Source organism: Comamonas sp. MYb396, from assembly GCF_037479555.1.
Taxonomy (GTDB): domain Bacteria; phylum Pseudomonadota; class Gammaproteobacteria; order Burkholderiales; family Burkholderiaceae_C; genus Comamonas.
Genome location: NZ_JBBGYU010000002.1, coordinates 469,359 through 486,996, shown reverse-complemented (window position 1 = coordinate 486,996; position 17,638 = coordinate 469,359). Strand labels below are relative to the sequence as shown.

Sequence of the window (17,638 nt, the reverse complement as noted above, 5' to 3'; positions counted from 1 at the left end):
CGGCCTGCCTGGAGGCGGCCGACAACCCAAGGAATGATTGAATGAACAGCCAGCCCCGTCCCCCCCTGAAATCCCTCGATGCCGCGCTGGCCGAGCTGCTGGCCCATGCCCAGCCGCTGGCGGGCCATGAGCTGCTGGACACCTTTGATGCCGACGGCCGTGTGCTGGCGCAGGACCTGGTCGCTGGCTTGCAAGTGCCGCCTTTCGACAACAGCGCGATGGATGGCTATGCGCTGCGCGCGGCCGACCTGAGCGGGCCCGCACTGGCCCTGCCGGTCAGCCAGCGCATTGCAGCGGGCAGCATTGGCGAGCCGCTGGCAGCGGGCACCGCCGCCCGCATCTTTACCGGGGCAGCGGTGCCAGCGGGCGCCGATGCCGTGGTGATGCAGGAAGAATGCAGCCTGCTGGACGATGGCCGGGTGAAGATCAATGCGGCGGTCAAGGCAGGGCAGAACATCCGCAAAAGTGGCGAAGACATGCAGCTGGGCAGCACGGTGCTGACCGCCGGCACCCGCCTGGGCCCGGCCGAGCTGGGCCTGGCTGCCAGCATGGGCTGCGCCCGCCTGCCGCTGGCCCGCCGCCCGCGCGTGGCCTTGTTCTCTACCGGTGACGAGCTGGTCATGCCCGGCGACGTGGCGCCCCAGGACCTGCCCTTGGGCAGCATCTACAACAGCAACCGCTTCTTTTTGCGCGCCATGCTCCAGCGCCTGGGCTGCGAGGTGCGCGACCTGGGCATCGTGCCCGACAGCTATGAGGCCACCGTGGCCGCGCTGCAGACGGCGGCGCAGCACAGCGACCTGGTGCTGACCAGTGGCGGCGTGTCGGTGGGTGAGGAAGACCACGTCAAGCCGGCCGTGCAAGCCTTGGGCAGCCTTGACCTGTGGGCCATTGCCCTCAAGCCGGGCAAGCCCTTTGCCTATGGGCGCGTGGGCCAGGCCCATTTCATCGGTCTGCCGGGCAACCCGGTCTCCAGTTTTGTGACCTTTGCGCTCCTGGTGCGGCCTTTTCTGCTACGCCTGCAAGGCGTGCAGGCGCTGGCGCCGCAGGCGATCGATATGCGTGCCGATTTTGACTGGCCGCGAGCCGACAAGCGCCGCGAATTCTTGCGGGTGCGCGTCAATGCGCAAGGCGGGCTGGAGCGTTTTGCCAACCAGGGCTCAGGTGTGCTGACCTCGGCCGTCTGGGCCGACGGCCTGGTCGACAACCCGCCCGGCCAGACGATTGCGCAGGGTGACAGCGTGCGCTTTGTGCCCTTTGCCCAGTTGCTGGGCTGAGGAGGGTGAGGAGATGACGATGAAGACTTTGCAACTGCGCTATTTTGCAAGTATCCGCGAGGCCATTGGCAGCGGCAGCGAGGCCTTTGCCACCGAGGCCGGCACCGTCGCCGAGCTGCGCGAGGCCCTGCTGGCACGCGGCGAGCCCTATGCCAGCTGCCTGGCTCGGGGGCGCGCGGTGCGCACCGCCGTCAACCAGGTACTCAGCGATGACAGCACGGTGCTGGAGGCGGGTGCCGAGGTGGCGTTTTTTCCACCGGTGACGGGAGGTTAAGACTGCTTAAGCAGCGCCATCTTCTGCGGGGCTGGGCAGCAGCAGCTCGGGCGCTTTCCATTCCAGCAGTTCGGCCAGGCGCAGCACTAACCAGCGGGCTTCCTCGGCGCTGACGCCGGCGTCCGGCGTCTGCAGGCCGCTGTAGATGGTCTGCAGGATGGCGCTCTCGGAGGGCGCGCTTTGGTGGTAGAGGATCTGCGCCTGCTCGACCAGCATCTGCGCCAGGTCTTCGCAAAGCTCATAGCGCTGGGCGATCTCATCGAGCGGCTGGCGCAGGCGCTGGTTGCGGCCCTGGAACAGGGCGATGAAGGAATCAGGGACAAAGATCTGGCTGCCGTCTTGCATGGGAGTGGCTCAGGTGGTGTGCGTGTTCAGGGCGTAAAGCGCTTTTCAAAGCGGGCCACATCTTCTTCCAGCTCAAAGGTCACGACCTGGCCCATTTTCTTGTCGCTCTCGCGGCAGGCGGCATAGACGCTGGTCTTGCCGACCAGGTCCATCGCCGGGATGTCGATGATCGCGTAAGGGTAGGGCACGAACACGTGGTGCTCGAACACAATCCGGTGCTGGTTGCGCGGATTGGGGTAGAGCAGGAAGCCGTGGGCATTCAGGGTCTGACTGGGCATGGAAAGCATCCAAAGAGAAAACAGGTCTTGCAAGCGAGCGGGCAGGCGGCGGAATGCGGGCATTCCAGCAGCGCAAAGCTTGCAGAGGGCCACCAGTGTGCCGCAATCGCGAAGCTGGGGTGGCCTGCCATGGTTTGCGGCAGGGCCCGGCCGGGCATGCTAGGCTTGGTTTTTTGATGCTTTTCCGCCGAGATACCGCCATGCTGCACACCCATATCGCCGTCCAGACCGCTGACTTTGATGTGAGCGAGGAGCTGCGCCTGCTGCGCGCCGCCGATGGCCGCATTGGCGCGGTCTGCAGCTTTGTCGGCACCGTGCGCGACCGCAATGCGGGCAGCGAGGTGGCGACGATGGAGCTGGAGCACTACCCCGGCATGACGGAGAAATCGATCGCCCAGATGGTCGAGGCCGCCAGCCAGCGTTTTGACATCTTTGGCGCCCGCATCATCCACCGCGTGGGGCTGCTGGCGCCTGGCGACCAGATTGTGCTGGTCGCCGTCTCCTCGGCGCACCGGGGCGAGAGCTTCCAGGCTTGCGAGTTCTTGATGGACTACCTCAAGACCGAAGCGCCATTCTGGAAGAAGGAAGACACGCCCGAGGGTGCGCGCTGGGTCGATGCCCGCGTCAGCGACGAAGCGGCGATGGCGCGCTGGGGCCTGCCCCAGCGCCAAAGCTAAAAAACGGGCCCCATTGCAGCGGCCTTGACCGGGCGCAAGCTTTCTCAGCCCTATAGCTGCTGCAATGGGTGCGGGGAGCGCGACCGCCTTGCTGCAATGTCCGCAGGGCGTAGGAGACGGCGCACAGCACTTGGCGACGTGGGCCGACAGAAGCTATATGTGCGGCGAGGTTCTTGAAAATACGGCGTCCAGCGCAAAATATTCCCCAGTAACAATTGTTGAGTGGGGAACATTCATGCGAATCGACAAACTGACAACCAAATTTCAAGAAGCGCTGGCCGACGCCCAATCGTTGGCCCTGGGCAATGACAACGCCTATATCGACCCGGTCCATGTGCTGGCAGCCATGCTGCGCCAGCCCGATGGCCCCAAATCGCTGCTGGCGCGCGCAGGCGCCAATGCCACGGCGATGAGCACGGCCGCAGAAAACGCGATCAAGCGCCTGCCGCAGGTGCAAGGCCAGGACCAAGTCACGGTAGGCCCCGATCTGCAGCGCATGCTGCAGGCCACCGAGAAGGAAGCCATCAAGCGCGGCGACCAGTTCTATGCCAGCGAGCTGTTCTTGCTCGCGCTTACCGATGACAAGGGGGAGGCCGGCCGCATCGTCAAAGAGGGGGGCTTGAGCCGCAAGGCACTGGAAGCGGCGATTGACGCCGTGCGCGGCGGCCAAGCGATGGACAGCGCCGACGGCGAAAGCCAGCGCGAAGCCTTGAAGAAATACACGCTGGACCTGACCGAGCGCGCCAAGCTGGGCAAGCTCGACCCGGTCATTGGCCGCGATGACGAGATCCGCCGCACCATCCAGGTGCTGCAGCGCCGCAGCAAGAACAACCCCGTGCTGATCGGTGAGCCCGGCGTGGGCAAGACGGCCATCGTCGAAGGCCTGGCCCAACGCATTGTGGCGGGCGAAGTGCCGGACACCTTGCGCGACAAGAAGGTGCTGGTGCTGGACATGGCCGGCCTACTGGCGGGCGCCAAGTACCGGGGGGACTTTGAAGAGCGGCTCAAATCCGTGCTCAAGGAAGTCGCGCAGGAAGAGGGCCGGGTGATTCTCTTCATCGACGAGATCCACACCATGGTCGGCGCCGGCAAGGCCGATGGTGCGATGGACGCGGGCAATATGCTCAAGCCTGCGCTGTCGCGGGGCGAGCTGCACTGCATTGGCGCCACCACCCTGGACGAATACCGCAAGTACATCGAAAAGGATGCGGCGCTGGAGCGGCGCTTCCAGAAGGTGCTGGTCAATGAGCCCTCGGTGGAAGACACCATTGCGATCCTGCGCGGCCTGCAGGAAAAGTACGAAGCCCACCATGGCGTGGACATCACCGACCCGGCGATTGTCGCTGCGGCCGAGCTGTCGGCACGCTATATCACCGACCGCTTCCTGCCCGACAAGGCCATCGACCTGATCGATGAGGCAGCGGCCAAGATCAAGATCGAGATCGACTCCAAGCCCGAGGTGATGGATAAGCTCGAGCGCCGCATGATCCAGCTCAAGATCGAGCGCGAGGCGATGAAGAAGGAAAAGGACGAGGCCTCGCAAAAGCGCCTGTCGCTGATCGAAGAGGACCTGTCCAAGATCGAGCGTGAATACGCCGATATGGAAGAGATCTGGAAGGCCGAGAAGGCCGATGCGATGGGCTCGGAGCAACTGCGCAAGGAGCTCGACCAGGTGCGCTTCCAGATCCAGGAAGCCACGCGCAGCGGCGACTTCAACAAGGTCGCCGAGTTGCAGTACGGCAAGCTGCCAGCGCTGGAGAAACAGCTGGCCGAAGTGCAGGCCGACGAGAAAAGCGAAGGGGCCAAGGACAAGGGCCACAAACTGCTGCGCACGCAAGTGGGCGCCGAAGAGATTGCTGAGGTGGTCAGCCGCGCCACGGGCATCCCGGTCTCCAAGATGATGCAGGGCGAGCGTGACAAGCTCTTGCGCATGGAAGACAAGCTCCACGAGCGCGTGGTCGGCCAGGATGAGGCGATCTCTGCGGTGTCCAACGCCATCCGCCGCTCGCGCTCGGGCCTGTCCGATCCGAACCGGCCCACCGGCTCCTTCCTGTTCCTGGGCCCCACCGGCGTGGGCAAGACCGAGCTGTGCAAGGCGCTGGCGGGCTTTTTGTTTGACAGCGAAGACCACCTAATCCGCATCGACATGAGCGAGTTCATGGAGAAGCACTCGGTCTCGCGCCTCATTGGTGCGCCTCCGGGCTATGTGGGCTATGACGAGGGCGGCTACCTGACCGAGGCCGTGCGCCGCAAGCCCTACAGCGTGATCTTGCTCGACGAGGTGGAAAAGGCCCATCCCGATGTGTTCAACATCCTGCTGCAGGTGCTCGACGACGGCCGCCTCACCGATGGCCAGGGCCGCACGGTAGACTTCAAGAACACCGTGATCGTGATGACCAGCAATATCGGCTCGCAGCTGATCCAGGCGATGGTCGGCGAATCGTATGAGGATGTAAAAGACGCGGTCTGGGGGGAACTGAAAAACCATTTCCGGCCCGAATTCCTCAACCGCATCGATGAAACCGTGGTGTTCCATGGCCTCGACGCCCAGCACATCGAGTCGATTGCACGCATTCAGCTGCACCAGCTCGAAAATCGCTTGGCGAAGATGGACCTGCATCTGGAGGTGTCCGATGCGGCGATGGCCGAGCTGGCCAAGGTGGGCTTTGATCCGGTGTTTGGTGCACGGCCGCTCAAGCGGGCGATCCAGCAGCGCATCGAGAACCCGCTGTCGCGCTTGCTGCTCGAAGGCGTCTACCCGCCCAAGAGCCGTATCCCCGTGACCGTGGATCCGGTGCAGGCACCGGGCGAGTTCCATTTTGGCAAGGCCGATGTGCAGTAGTGCCCTTGGCGGTGGGCCATGCATAACCATGCATGGCCCACCATCTTTACGCTGCGATATGCTTGTTGACAGTGCAGGGGGCTTGAAAAAGCCTGGCATCGGCATAACATGGGTAGCAAGCGCTGTCATACAGCGATGAAAGGAAGTGCGTTGAACGAGTTGTTGGCAACTGTGGTGAGCTGGACTTTGCGTATTGCGATGGTGCTGGCTGGTCTGGTGTTTTTTGTCAGTCTGATGGTGGTGGCCGCAATCGCTGCCATGCTCTGGGCTGTGCGCCTGCTATGGGCCAAAGTCACCGGCAAACCTGTGGTGCCTTTCGCGTTCAAGATGAACCCCGCTTCGGGCTGGACCACGGTTTACCGCAGCACGGCGCGCTGGTCGGCCAACAAGGGTGCACGCGCTGCTGAATCGGCCGCCAGCCCCTCAGGCATGCGCGCTTCCGTGATCGATGTGACGGACGTGGAGCCTCGTGAAATCCGTTCACAACACTGACTGACCTGACGCAGGCTGCGGCCTGCCTTGTGTACAAAGCCCGGTTGTGCCTGATGCAGACCGGGTTTTTTTATGGGGCCATGCTATGGATGTGAGCGAGTTGCACAGCCGTTTTGAGGCCATGCGCGCGGCCAGCCGCGCCCAGGCCGATACGCCGCTGCTGCTGCGGCGCGAGCGCTTGCTGCGGCTGCAGAAGCTGCTGCAGGACAACGAGGCGCGGCTGTGCGCCAGCGTGCAGGCCGATTTTGGTCAGCGCTCGGCCCGGGTGACGACCTTGACGGAGTTGCTGCCGCTGCACAGCCAGCTGCGCCAGGCGCTGGGCGCCCTGCGGCGCTGGGCAGCGCCCCGGCCCGAGGCCACGCCCTGGTATTTCTGGCCTGCGCGCGCCTGGGTGCAGCCCATGCCGCTGGGCGTCATCGGGGTGATCGCTCCCTGGAACTATCCCCTGCTGCTGTCCTTGGGGCCGCTGGTCAGCGCGCTGGCTGCCGGCAACCGCGTGATCATCAAACCCAGCGAATACACCCCGCAGACCATGGCGCTGCTCGCCGAGCTGCTGCCCAGCTATTTCGCCGATGACGAGGTGGCCTTGCTGGCGGGTGACGCGGGGGCTTCAGCCGAGTTGGCGGCCCTGCCGCTGGACCACCTGCTGTTCACCGGCTCGGCGGCCACCGGCCGCAAGGTGGCGCTGGCCGCTGCCAACCAGCTGGTGCCCACCACCTTGGAGCTGGGCGGCAAATCGCCCTGCCTGCTGGAGCAAAGCTGCGATATCCAGGACGCGGCGCGCAAGATTGCCCATGCCAAGCTGCTCAATGCCGGCCAGACCTGTATTGCGCCCGACTATGTGCTGCTGCCACGCAGCAGCGCTGCCGCCTTTGTCGAGGCCTATACCCAGGCCGTGCAGCGCATGTACCCGCAGCTGCAGGGCAACCCCGATTACACCTCGGTCATCCATGCGGCCCATGCCAGCCGGCTGCTGGGCATGCTGGCCCAGGCCGAGCAGGCCGGTGCCCAGGTGATCCGCCTGGCAGGCGGCGGGGAGGAGGTGTCCCAAAGCCGTATCGGCGATGGCATCAGCCGCCAGCTGGTGCCGGCGCTGGTGCTGGGGGTGGGCGCGCAGATGCAGCTGATGCAGGAGGAAATCTTTGGCCCGGTGCTGCCGGTGCTGCAGTACGACGACCGCGAGGAGGCGATTGCAGCGATCAACCATGGCGAGATACCGCTGGCGCTGTACTGGTTTGGCCAGGACCGCCGCCAGGGCCGCGATGTGGCGCAGCGGGTGCGGGCGGCAGGCATGTGCATGAATGACTGCCTGCTGCAGTTTGCCCATGGGGCCCTGCCGTTTGGCGGCTGGGGCAAGAGCGGCTGGGGCGCGCTGCATGGCTACCATGGATTCATGGGCTTTTCTCATGGCAAGCCTGTGCTGCGTCAAGGCAGCTGGTCGGCCGCTGCCTGGCTGTATCCGCCCTATGGCCGGCGCTTTGATGGGCTGATGCGGTGGCTCGGTCGCAGCTTTATGCGCTAAGACCTTGATTTGTAGGCAGGGGCACCCTTCGGGTAAACGCCTAGCGCAAATGCAGTCATTTGCAAACCCCTGCACAAATTGACCTACAAGCCTATTGTGGGGCTACCCAAATGATGTCAGGAGTGAGACAATGGCGGGCTTTCGCGCACCATACTCTCTAGCGCGCTGTTCACGCGCTGACTCTTCCATATGCCCTTAAAAAAGCCTTCAGCAGTGCCTTGTTGCCTGCTGATGCTGCGTGAGCCATGGTGTGTTGCAGGTGGGTGGATGTTGAGCCTCAGGGTGCTCCATCCCCACTTGACACCCGGCCGGGCGTGATGGTCGCAGTGTACGACGAGATATACGTGCTTTTTGGTTAATTCATTGATTTTTGTTTTCGGTTATCCATGTCTGAAACTATCCAGGTTCGTCCCGCAACTCTCCGTGATGCCAAAGCCATTGCCCAAATCCATGCCGCCGCTTCGGTGGAGAGCTATCGCGGTGTTTTGCCCGATGACCAACTGAAGTCCATCTCTTCCGTCGAAAAGCGCCAGGCTTACTGGCGTGAAGCCATCGAATACTGCGAGCCGCAGGTGCAAGTGGCCGTTGAGAACGACAAGATCGTCGGTTTCATCGGTTTTGACCGCTCGCGCGATGCCAAGACCCGCCCCACCACCGGTGAGATCTGGGCGATCTATGCTGCCCCTACCCACTGGGACCAGGGCGTGGGCGTGGCGCTGTGGGATGCTGCGCGTGACGGCCTGTCCGAAGAAGGCTGCACCTCGGTGACCGCCTGGGTGCCGCTGCGCAATGAGCGCGCACTGCGTTTCCATGAGTCTGCTGGTTTCAAGCGCGAGATGTCGACCGCCAAGACGGCCACCGTCGGTGCCATCAAGATCGAAGAAGTGCGCATGCAGCGCTCCTTGATGAACCGCTGATCCTTGCTGGCCGGGCATGCGCCGGCCCTGCGCAGGCAGGGCGGGGCAGCCTTGCTCTCAAGAGGCCGTCTTGGACGGCCTCTTTGTTTTTCCCCCTTGGCAGCTGGCGCCTTGCCGCACTGCCCCAGAAAGCCTTTTGTATGACCACTGCCCAGCCAGAGAGTTTGCCCACCATCCACTGGGAGGAAGGCGGCGATGCACGCAGCGCGCGCTGGCGCAGCGAGCGCGGTGCGGCCGCCGCCGCCCGCGTGGTGCTGGCCGATGACACCTTGCCCGCCGATGTGGCCTACCGGCTGGCCTGCGAGGGCACGGCGCTCTTGTGGCGCGGTGACTTTCAAAATGCCCGCATGCTGCTGCAGTCGCTCACGCGCCGTCTGGACAAGACCGGCGAGCGCAAGGCCAAGAAAAAGCCCGCTGCCCCTGCGGTGGCCGGCATGCCCACGCCGCAGCTGGCCTTGCCCTTCCACCAGCAGCGCCAGCTGCAGGCGCAGCGCGCCCGCGTGCTGTCGATGGTGCTGATCGAGTTGGACCCGCAATATGCCATCCACCTGCGCCGCGCGCCTGAGGTGCAGGCCGCTTGTATCGACGCCTGGGGCGCGCCCGCAGGCGACCAGCCCCAGGTGGTGTCGCTGCGCGAGCTGCAGGCCCTGGTGGGCGCCCATGAATGGCGCAAAAAAGGCGTGGAAATCCCCGCGCTGGCCAAGCTGGCGCCCAAGGGCTATGACCGCATCCACCCGCACTACGGCGTGTTCTCGCCGGTGCGCGGCGAGTATGTTGACCTGATTGCCCAGGCGCCGCTGCCCACCGCGCTGGCCAAGCAGTCGCTGGCCTATGACATCGGCACCGGTACCGGCGTGATCGCTGCCGTGCTGGCGCGCCGTGGCATCCAGAAGGTGCTGGCCACCGATACCGACCCGCGTGCCCTGGCCTGCGCCAAGGAAAACCTGGAGCGCCTGGGTGTGGAGCAGCGCGTGGAGCTGGCGCAGACCGATCTGTTCCCCGAAGGCAAGGCCGCGCTGGTGGTCTGCAACCCGCCCTGGGTGCCTGCCAAGCCCAGCGCGCCGGTGGAGCGCGCCGTCTATGACGAAGGCAGCCGCATGCTGCGCGGCTTTCTGGCCGGGGTGCCCGCCCACCTGGTGCCCGGTGGCGAGGCCTGGCTGATCCTGTCCGATTTTGCCGAGCACCTGGGCCTGCGCAGCCGCGAGGAGCTGCTCAGCTGGATCGCCGAGGCCGGCTTGCAGGTGGTGGGCAAGAACCACATCCGCCCGCGCCACCCCAAGGCCCAGGATGGCAGCAACCCGCTGCACCAGGCCCGCGCGGCCGAGATGACCACGCTGTGGCGCCTGCAGGTGGCCTGGTGATCTGCCTGATGGTCTGAACGGGGCCCACATGCGCTTGTTGCTTGCGCCCATGGAGGGCCTGCTCGATTTTGTGCTGCGCGATGTGCTCACCAGCATTGGTGGCGCTGACCGCTGCGTGTCGGAGTTCATCCGCATCACCGGCAGCTTGCTGCCCGACAAGGTCTACCTGCGCACCATGCCTGAGTTGCGCAACGGTAGCTGCACGGCAGCCGGCACCCCGGTGCGCGCGCAGCTGCTGGGCAGCGATGCCGCCAGCATGGCGGCCAATGCGGTGCAGCTGGCGGCGCTGTCGCCCGAGGGGATCGATCTGAACTTTGGCTGCCCGGCCAAGGTGGTCAACCGCCATGGCGGCGGTGCTGCCTTGCTGCAGGACCCGGCCGCCATCCATGCGGTGGTCAGCGCGGTGCGCGGCGCGGTGCCCGCCGCCATGCCGGTGTCGGCCAAGATGCGCCTGGGCTTTAACGACCGGGCGCTGATGCTGGACTGCGCGTTGGCGATGCAGGAGGCTGGCGCCTGTGAGCTGGTTGTGCATGGCCGCACCAAGCTCGATGGCTACCGCCCGCCTGCCTACTGGGACCAGATTGCGCGCATCCGCGAGGCGGTACAGATCCCCGTGGTGGCCAATGGCGAGATCTGGACCGTGGAAGATGCCTTGCGCTGCCAGGCCGAATCCGGCTGCCAGGACCTGATGCTGGGCCGCGGCATTGTGGCTGACCCGGGCCTGGCCTGGCGCATCCGCAAAGCCGTCGCCGAGCGCGATGGCCTGCCGCTGCCCGCCGGCATGCGCGATGTGACATGGCCGGACCTGGTGCCTGCCTTGCTGCGCTTTTGGCAGCTGGTCTGCGAGGACCTGGAGCCGCGCCAGCGCGCTGGCCGCTTGAAGCAGTGGCTCAACCTGATGCGCCGGGCCTTTCCCGAGGCCGAGGACGCCTACCAGCATGTGCGGGTGATGACGGACCAGGCAGCGATCACCGTGTGGCTGGATGACTTGCAGCAGCAGACGCAGGTGGAAGCAGCTGTTTAATTCAGCGCTTAAAGCAAAGAGTCGGGCGTAAAGGGGCTGATGATTTTGAGCATTAGCCGCAGCGGCAGGCTGGCATCGGGCTCGGTGGTCTGGTCCTTGAGCCGCGTGTTCTGCGGTGCCTGCCACAGCAGCTTGCCGTCTTTGAGCACCACATGCCAGGCGGCACTCTCCAGGCCCTTCTCGATCATGCCAGCCGCCTGCCCCGAGAGCTTGCGGCTGCGCACCAGCACGGCGATCTCGGTGTTTTGCAGCTTGGAGCGCTGGTCCAGGTTCATCGACCCTACCACCAGCAACTGGCCATCGAGCACCAGCACCTTGCTGTGCAGCATCACACGCCGCCCTTCACGAAAACTGTTCTGCCCGCTGCCCAGGCCAAAGGCGGCGCGCAAGTCGCTCTCGTCGCTGACCAGCTCGTACAGCTCGACCCCGTCGCGCAGCAGCGTCTCGCGGTGGCGGGCATAGCCGATATGGGCAATGGGCGCATCGTTGGACGACAGTGAGTTGGTCAGAATGCGCACGCGCACGCCGCGCTGTACGGCATCCTTGAAGGCCTGGCGCATCGATTCGCCGGGCACAAAGTAGGGCGAGACGATCAGCAAATCCTTTTTGGCATAACCCAGCAGCTGCACCAGGCCATCGACCACCGAATCGGCGCTGGGGCTGTGGCCGGGGTTGCGCGTTTCTGCCAGCGCCCGCAGCTGCGCCAGACGCTTGTTGTCCAGCACGCCGGGTGCTGCGCTCAGCGGGTTGGTCTGGCCGTCGGAGTCGACCGCCGGTATCTTGCTGGGCGCATCGGCCATCACCACCGAATGGGCCCAGACCAGCGGCACGGTCTGGAGGTCCACTGGCTGCATGTCCCAGGCGCGCTCGCGCTGCTCGTCGGAGATTGCGCCGCCCGGGCGCGGCTCGCCATCGGGCGGCGAGGGCAGGGCGCCGCCGCTGCTGTTGCGGGCAGCGGGCTCGGATGCCGCATTCGTCGCATCGTCATCGCCCCCTTTGCTGGGGCGGGCCTGGTAGGCCTGCTGCATCTCTTCCAGCGCCTGCTTGCTGATCAGCGACTGCACCGGGTAGGCGCGCTCGTTGTTCCAGTAGCTGTCAAAGCTGCTCGACAGATCCCGCACGGCCGGGCCCATGACGAGCACATCGGTGTCCAGGAAGTTGGAGCTCTCATCGTTGTCGAAATAGGCATCACCCAGGTTGCGCCCGCCCATGATGCCCATCACGTTGTCGGCCAAAAACAGCTTGTTGTGCATGCGCTGCTGCGCGCGCTGGAAGTCGGTGGCTGCGTTCCACATGCGGCTGATCGGCGAGTCGCGGTCACCGGGCAGCGGGTTGAACATGCGCATCTCGATGTTGGGCTCAAAAGCCAGGCGCATCACCTGCGCATTGCGCCCGGTGCCATGGAAGTCATCGAGCAGCACGCGCACGCGCACGCCCCGGCGCGCGGCATTCACCACGCTTTCGAGCAGGCGCGCGGTGCTGGCATCGGCATGGATCGCGTAGTACTGCACATCCAGCGTGTGCTTGGCACCTTGCACCAGCGCCAGGCGCGCGCCGTAGGCAGCTTGCGCGCCGGCCAGTATCTCGAAGCCCGACACCCCGGGCCCCGCCTTGCTCTCGGCCTTTTGGCGCTGCTGGCTGATCTGCACCAGCGGGCTGCTGGCCGCAGGCGGCTGGGCCGACGAGACCGGCCTGTCCACCTGGGTCGGCAGCTTGCTGGCGCAGCCGGCCAGCAGCACGGCCGCGCACACCATCACCAGCCCGCGCTGCAGCTTGGGCCAGGAGGTTGTCTCGGAGGGGCGCAACGGAGACAGGGCAGAGGTCAGCAAAGCAGGCAGCATGGCGGCAGGTTCAATCAGTGGGCTGGCGCTATTGTGCGTGAGCGCAGGCCATTGCGGTGGCTGCGTGGCTGCTTTGGCGGTGCTGTCGTACAGCCAGATGGCGCTACTGCGTCGTGGCGCAGCAACGCCGCGGCAAGCGGGGTGGCCGCTCAGCAGGGTTTGTGCCCGGACCGTTGCTGCAGACCTGTCGCTAGGATTGTTGAAAGCATTGGGGAGATGGACATCGATAGCCAATAGGAGGCCTGCTTATGCTGCGATCACTGCGCTTTTCCACACTGGTGCTGCTGCTGGCGGCCATGGCCATGCCGCCCGAGAGCGCCTGGGCCGCCCGCAAGAAAAAGACCGAGGCCACGCAGGCGTCCAAAAAACCGGCCAAAGCCAGAGTCAAAGTCAAACGCCAGCGTAGCAGCAGTGCCGAAACCCTGGCCGAGCGCGACCGCCGCCTGCTGCGTGAATGTAAGGGGCTGCCCAATTCGGGCGCCTGTCTTGGCTACGCCAACTAGCTGCGCAGATCAAAAAACCCCATGGCCCTGGACCCGGGCGAGCACGCGCAGGTCGGCGCCCAAGGGCTCGATCGAGCAGATGTCCAAGGCGGGCGCCTGGTCCAGCTTTTGCAGCGCCATGCCGGCAAACGCGGGCAGGCCCTGGCCGAGCAGCTTGGGCGCCAGGTAGAGCAGGCACTCGTCGACGAGGCCTGCCTGCAGCAGCGCGCCATTCAAGATGCCGCCCGCTTCGACATGCAACTCGTTGACTTCCCGTCTGCCCAGGTCTTGCATCAAGGCCGCCAGGTCGATGCGGGCGTGGGGATCTGCGGAGGCATGACCGGGCAGGCGCACGATGGTGGCACCCGCCGCTTGCAGCGCTGCCTGGCGCGCGTTGTCTTCGCTGTGGGTGTAGACCAGCACTTCGCGCTCTGCGGCAAAGATGCGGGCCTGCGGGGGGGTGCGCAGCTGGCTGTCCAGCACCACCAGGCGCGGCTGGCGTGGTGTTTCCACATAGCGCACATCCAGCGCCGGGTCATCGGCCAGCACGGTGCCCACACCCGTCAGGATGGCGCAGGCCCGGGCGCGCCAGTGGTGGCCATCGGCCCGGGCCGCTTCGCCGGTGATCCACTGGCTGCTGCCATCGGCCAAGGCGGTTGCGCCATCGAGTGACATGGCGGCCTTGAGCCGCACCCAGGGCTGCTTGCGCACCATGCGGCTGAAAAAGCCAATGTTCAATTCGCGTGCGACATCGCCACCGTCTTCCGGCGCACAGACCACGACCTCCACGCCAGCGGCGCGCAGCCGGCCAAAGCCCATGCCCGCGACCAGCGGGTTCGGATCGGTGATGGCGCCCACCACCTTGGCTACACCGGCTGCTGCCAGCGCATCGCAGCAAGGCCCCGTGCGGCCCTGGTGCGCGCAGGGCTCCAAGGTGACATAGGCGGTTGCGCCTGCAGTGCTGTGGCCGCGGGCGGCCGCATCGCGCAAAGCCATGATTTCCGCGTGGGGACCACCGGCACGTTGTGTATGGCCCTGGCCGATCACCTGGCCATCGGCAGCGACCAGCACGCAACCGACGCGGGGATTGGGGGAGGTAATGAACAGGGCGCTGGCAGCCAGTTCCAGTGCGGTTTGCAGGTGTTGATCAGTCATGGAGCTTGGTCGCAATAGGGCTGGTACGGAGGGGCAGGGCATGGAGGCTCAGGCCCGCTGGCTGATTATCGGCGCAACACCGCGCCGGCTCTGCATTGGCACTGCTGTCCGCCCCAGTGCATTTAATTTTTAAATCGAAAAAGGCTTTACGCCGCCGTGTGAAGATTAAATAATCAATCGCATGAATTCAATAGTTTTAAATAATTTATTGAAGCATCAACGCGGGCACCGGCACAGCGGGCTGACCGCGGTCGAGCTGATGGTGGTGATCAGCGTGCTGGCCATCATCGCGAGCCTGGCCGTGCCCAGTGCGAGCGGGCTGCTGCAGCGCTGGCGTGTATGGCAGTCGCTGGAGGCCATGCATTCGGCGGTATTTCTGGCGCGCTCCGAAGCGATCAAACGCAGTGGCCTGGTCGCCTTGCAGAGGATTGCCGACAGCGGCCATTGCCAGGCCCTGGTCAGCAGCAGTGACTGGAGCTGCGGCTGGCAGGTCTGTGTGCATGCGCTGGGCCAGCAGCAGTGCGCCGACGATGCGCCGGTGCTGCAGCGCTTTGAAACGCCGCCGGGCCTGCAGGTGCAGCGCAACAGCCTGGGTGAAGGAATCCGCTTTGACCGCTGGGGCATGCCGGTAGCCGGTTTTGCCTTTGCGCTGCTCCCGGAGGGGAAAACGGTAGAGCACCCGGCCACCAAGGGCCTGTGCACCAGCCGGGGTGGCCGCGTGCGGGTCGTCGACGGCCCCGGCTGCAGCCCCAGGAGCTAAGCCATGCGCATCGCCGTGCCCACCCACCCGCAGGCCTCCCTCTCAGGCGGCATCAGCTTGCTGGAGTCACTGGTGGCCATGGTGGTGCTGGTCCTGGGTGTGTTGGCGATGCTGGCCATGCAGCTGCGCACGCTGGCCGATGTGCAGACCAGCACCCGGCGTGTGCAGGCCATTCGCCTGATCGAAGACCTAGGCGAGCGCATACGCGCCAACCCCCATGCCTGGGACCAGCTGGAGCACTATCTGAGCGATTGGCAGCATGCAGCACCAGCCCCTCAGGCCAGGTCTTGCGCGGCGCAGGCTTGCAGCGCCGCTGAGCTGGCCCAGCATGAGTTGGCGCAGTGGCGCCTGCAGGTGGCGCGCAGCTTGCCGCTGGGGCAATCCCGGATTTTTCTCGCACCCGGCGAAGAGGTGGACGCCAACCGGCGCCAGCTGGGCGTGATGGTCCGCTGGCGCGACAGCACGCATGCCCCGCAAGGTGGCACCGATCCGGCGCTGTACTGGGACCTGGTCGATGCCACCCGCAGTGTCGGCGAGGGCCGGGGCGCGGATGCGGTGGATGAACGCGGCGGCGAGGTGGTCTGCCAGGATGGCGATGGCGATCTGCGCTACAGCTGCCATCTGCAGTACCTGGCCTTGAACGCACGCTGCACGGCAGAGCGCATGGGCAGCGCGCTGCACTACCACTGCGGGGGTACTTGAGATGCCGCAACCACTCCATCCCCTGTGGGCGTTGGATCGGGTCGGCGGGCGCTGCCGTGCAAGGGGGCGCGGGCAGCTTGGCTTTAGCTTGGTCGAGCTGATGGTGGGCCTGGCGCTGGGCCTGCTGGTGGTGGCCGCGGCCGGTGTGGCCTTGCTGACCTCGCGCAGCCTGGCGGGCACCGTGAGCGACGCCAGCCATCTGCAGCAGCAAGCCAGCTATGCCTTGCGCGTCATCGGCCAGCAGCTGCGCCCATCGGGCAGCCTGTACCTGAACCTGCAGCTGCCCGCAGGAGTGGACCCTTCGCTCAGCGCTGCGTTGACGCCAGCGGCTTTTGAGACCGCAGCCCCGGCGGCGGGCAGCGCCCGTGGCTATGCGCCGCGCGCCGATGCCTTGCGGGGCAGCGATAGCAGCCTGGCGGCCGGCTTGCGGCGCTACAAGCAGCCCGTCTTTGCGCAGTCCGGCCTGGCTGCCCAAGCGCGCAACTGCCTGGGTGGACCGGTGGATGCCAGCGCCGATCTGCGGCTGGAATCGCACTTCAGCCTGCGTGGTCAGGTGCTGCGCTGTGGCGGCAACGATACCGCTGCATCGCCCCAGCCCCTGGTCGACAACGTGGCGGCCTTTCGCCTGCGCTATTTGCGCATGCAGACGGCGGGCGCGGCGCAGCCGCAGCTGCAGTACGTCAATGCGCAGCAGGCGGGCCGCGATTGGTCGCAGGTGGTAGCGGTCGAGGTCTGTCTGGTGCTGTTTGGCCGCCAGTCCGGCGCGCTGCCGGCGGGCAGCGGCTACACCGGCTGCGACGGTGAATGGGTGGAGCTGGCCGGCCTGCCCGGCGCGCGCCAAGGGCGCATGCACCGCAGCTTTCGCAACCTGTTCCAGCTGCGCAGCCAGGGCAGCCTATGACAAGCCCCCGCCACACTCGCTATGGCCATGGCCGGCACCGCACCCGGGGCGCAGCCTTGCTGACGGTGCTGGTCTTTGGCATGTTGTCGATGCTGCTGGTCCTGTGGTCGGCGCGCACGGCCTGGTATGGCGAGCTGGTGGTTGGCAACGATGCCGACTACCAGCGGGCGTTTGAGGCCGCAGAGGCCTTGCTGCTCGATGCAGAACTGGATATCCGTGGCGAGCGGGCCGATGGCCGGCCCTGTGCCTATGGTGGCCTGCCCCGAGGCGCCTCGGCCCAGGTGTGCCGCCGCGCCGGCACCACCCGGCTGCCGTTGGAGAACGCCGACTTGCCGGTGTTTTTGGCCCAGCTCAGCGCCCAGCCGCAGCGCTGCATCGAGGCGCTCTGTGCCAAGCGGGTGGGCCGCCAGGATATTTGGAATGCGCCGGCGCCAGGCACGGCCGGCCGGCGCGCGGGTGAGCAGGACCTGTTTGCGCTGCTGCGGGCCGGCACCGGCGCGCGCTATGGCCAGTACACCGGCGCGCAGCTGGGCGATGCAGACCGCCCTGCCCATCCCATCCTGGCGGACCGGTCGGCGCCTGACGCCGGCGGCTGGTACTGGATCGAAGTCATTCCCTATATCGACAGCAAGCCCGGGCTGATCAGCAATGCGCCCGCCCACCAGCTCGAGCTCGCAGGGCTCAGCCCGCATGTGGTCTACCGCATCACTGCGGTGGCCTTTGGCAGAAAGCCCGATTCCCTGGTGGTGCTGGAGCAAAGCTACGCCCGCCCCCGGCGCAAAGACTGAGAG

General features: G+C 65.8%; 18 protein-coding genes. 14 read left to right on the top strand and 4 right to left on the bottom strand.

The features are described 5' to 3' along the window. Positions 1-41: 41 nt before the first annotated feature. On the top strand, positions 42-1,274 hold the full coding sequence (locus tag WH265_RS06325; protein ID WP_339557710.1) for a molybdopterin molybdotransferase MoeA: 1,233 nt from the start codon (positions 42-44) through the stop codon (positions 1,272-1,274). Between the two features lie 13 nt (positions 1,275-1,287). Continuing rightward, the gene (locus WH265_RS06320; RefSeq protein ID WP_445228284.1) at positions 1,288-1,548 is read left to right on the top strand and encodes a MoaD/ThiS family protein; all 261 of its coding nucleotides are present in this window, start codon (positions 1,288-1,290) and stop codon (positions 1,546-1,548) included. Between the two features lie 6 nt (positions 1,549-1,554). Here WH265_RS06320 and WH265_RS06315 read toward each other — a convergent pair whose 3' ends face one another. Beyond that, positions 1,555-1,893 (bottom strand): hypothetical protein, encoded by a 339-nt coding sequence (locus WH265_RS06315; protein WP_339557709.1) that lies wholly within the window; start codon positions 1,891-1,893, stop codon positions 1,555-1,557. A 26-nt stretch (positions 1,894-1,919) separates the two neighbouring features. Further along, positions 1,920-2,171 carry a hypothetical protein gene (locus WH265_RS06310; protein ID WP_027010667.1) on the bottom strand — a complete coding sequence of 84 codons (252 nt, stop codon included), beginning with the start codon at positions 2,169-2,171 and terminating at the stop codon, positions 1,920-1,922. A gap of 200 nt (positions 2,172-2,371) precedes the next feature. On the opposite strand from WH265_RS06310, the gene moaE reads away from it, so the two are divergent. The 7 genes from moaE (at position 2,372) to WH265_RS06275 (ending at position 11,006) form a co-directional block, all read left to right on the top strand. After that, entirely contained in the window at positions 2,372-2,848 is a 477-nt protein-coding gene (gene moaE, locus WH265_RS06305) for a molybdopterin synthase catalytic subunit MoaE (RefSeq protein WP_339557708.1), read from the top strand. Positions 2,849-3,083: 235 nt separating this feature from the next. Beyond that, on the top strand, positions 3,084-5,690 hold the full coding sequence (clpB, locus tag WH265_RS06300; protein ID WP_021025924.1) for an ATP-dependent chaperone ClpB: 2,607 nt from the start codon (positions 3,084-3,086) through the stop codon (positions 5,688-5,690). A gap of 150 nt (positions 5,691-5,840) precedes the next feature. Then, a complete protein-coding gene (locus WH265_RS06295) occupies positions 5,841-6,182 on the top strand; it encodes a hypothetical protein (RefSeq protein WP_021025923.1) in 342 nt (113 codons plus the stop codon). Positions 6,183-6,228: 46 nt separating this feature from the next. Then, positions 6,229-7,704, top strand: a complete 1,476-nt coding sequence (locus WH265_RS06290; RefSeq protein ID WP_339557707.1) for an aldehyde dehydrogenase family protein — start codon at positions 6,229-6,231, stop codon at positions 7,702-7,704. 386 nt (positions 7,705-8,090) lie between these two features. Further along, positions 8,091-8,621 carry a GNAT family N-acetyltransferase gene (locus WH265_RS06285; protein ID WP_021025922.1) on the top strand — a complete coding sequence of 177 codons (531 nt, stop codon included), beginning with the start codon at positions 8,091-8,093 and terminating at the stop codon, positions 8,619-8,621. 140 nt (positions 8,622-8,761) lie between these two features. After that, a complete protein-coding gene (locus WH265_RS06280) occupies positions 8,762-9,982 on the top strand; it encodes a class I SAM-dependent methyltransferase (protein WP_339557706.1) in 1,221 nt (406 codons plus the stop codon). 28 nt (positions 9,983-10,010) lie between these two features. Further along, positions 10,011-11,006, top strand: coding sequence for a tRNA dihydrouridine synthase (locus WH265_RS06275; RefSeq protein ID WP_339557705.1), 996 nt, complete (start codon positions 10,011-10,013; stop codon positions 11,004-11,006). Positions 11,007-11,014: 8 nt separating this feature from the next. Here the strand turns inward: WH265_RS06275 and WH265_RS06270 are convergent, their stop codons facing one another. Continuing rightward, positions 11,015-12,847, bottom strand: a complete 1,833-nt coding sequence (locus WH265_RS06270) for a phospholipase D-like domain-containing protein (protein WP_339557704.1) — start codon at positions 12,845-12,847, stop codon at positions 11,015-11,017. Positions 12,848-13,095: 248 nt separating this feature from the next. Between WH265_RS06270 and WH265_RS06265 the strand changes: the two genes are divergently transcribed. After that, entirely contained in the window at positions 13,096-13,350 is a 255-nt protein-coding gene (locus tag WH265_RS06265; protein WP_339557703.1) for a hypothetical protein, read from the top strand. A gap of 9 nt (positions 13,351-13,359) precedes the next feature. Here WH265_RS06265 and ribD read toward each other — a convergent pair whose 3' ends face one another. Beyond that, a complete protein-coding gene (gene ribD, locus WH265_RS06260; RefSeq protein ID WP_339557702.1) occupies positions 13,360-14,484 on the bottom strand; it encodes a bifunctional diaminohydroxyphosphoribosylaminopyrimidine deaminase/5-amino-6-(5-phosphoribosylamino)uracil reductase RibD in 1,125 nt (374 codons plus the stop codon). A gap of 208 nt (positions 14,485-14,692) precedes the next feature. Between ribD and WH265_RS06255 the strand changes: the two genes are divergently transcribed. The 4 genes from WH265_RS06255 to WH265_RS06240 are packed head-to-tail and all read left to right on the top strand — an operon-like array spanning position 14,693 to position 17,635. Further along, positions 14,693-15,244: a GspH/FimT family pseudopilin gene (locus tag WH265_RS06255; RefSeq protein ID WP_339557701.1), complete on the top strand. Its 552-nt coding sequence runs from the start codon at positions 14,693-14,695 to the stop codon at positions 15,242-15,244. 3 nt (positions 15,245-15,247) lie between these two features. Continuing rightward, positions 15,248-15,946, top strand: a complete 699-nt coding sequence (pilV, locus tag WH265_RS06250; RefSeq protein WP_021025916.1) for a type IV pilus modification protein PilV — start codon at positions 15,248-15,250, stop codon at positions 15,944-15,946. Between the two features lies 1 nt (position 15,947). Then, entirely contained in the window at positions 15,948-16,847 is a 900-nt protein-coding gene (locus tag WH265_RS06245; RefSeq protein WP_445228488.1) for a PilW family protein, read from the top strand. After that, complete coding sequence (locus WH265_RS06240; RefSeq protein ID WP_339557699.1) at positions 16,844-17,635, top strand: pilus assembly PilX family protein; 792 nt, start codon at positions 16,844-16,846, stop codon at positions 17,633-17,635. Before WH265_RS06245 ends, WH265_RS06240 begins: the two co-directional genes overlap by 4 nt. Positions 17,636-17,638: the final 3 nt, after the last annotated feature.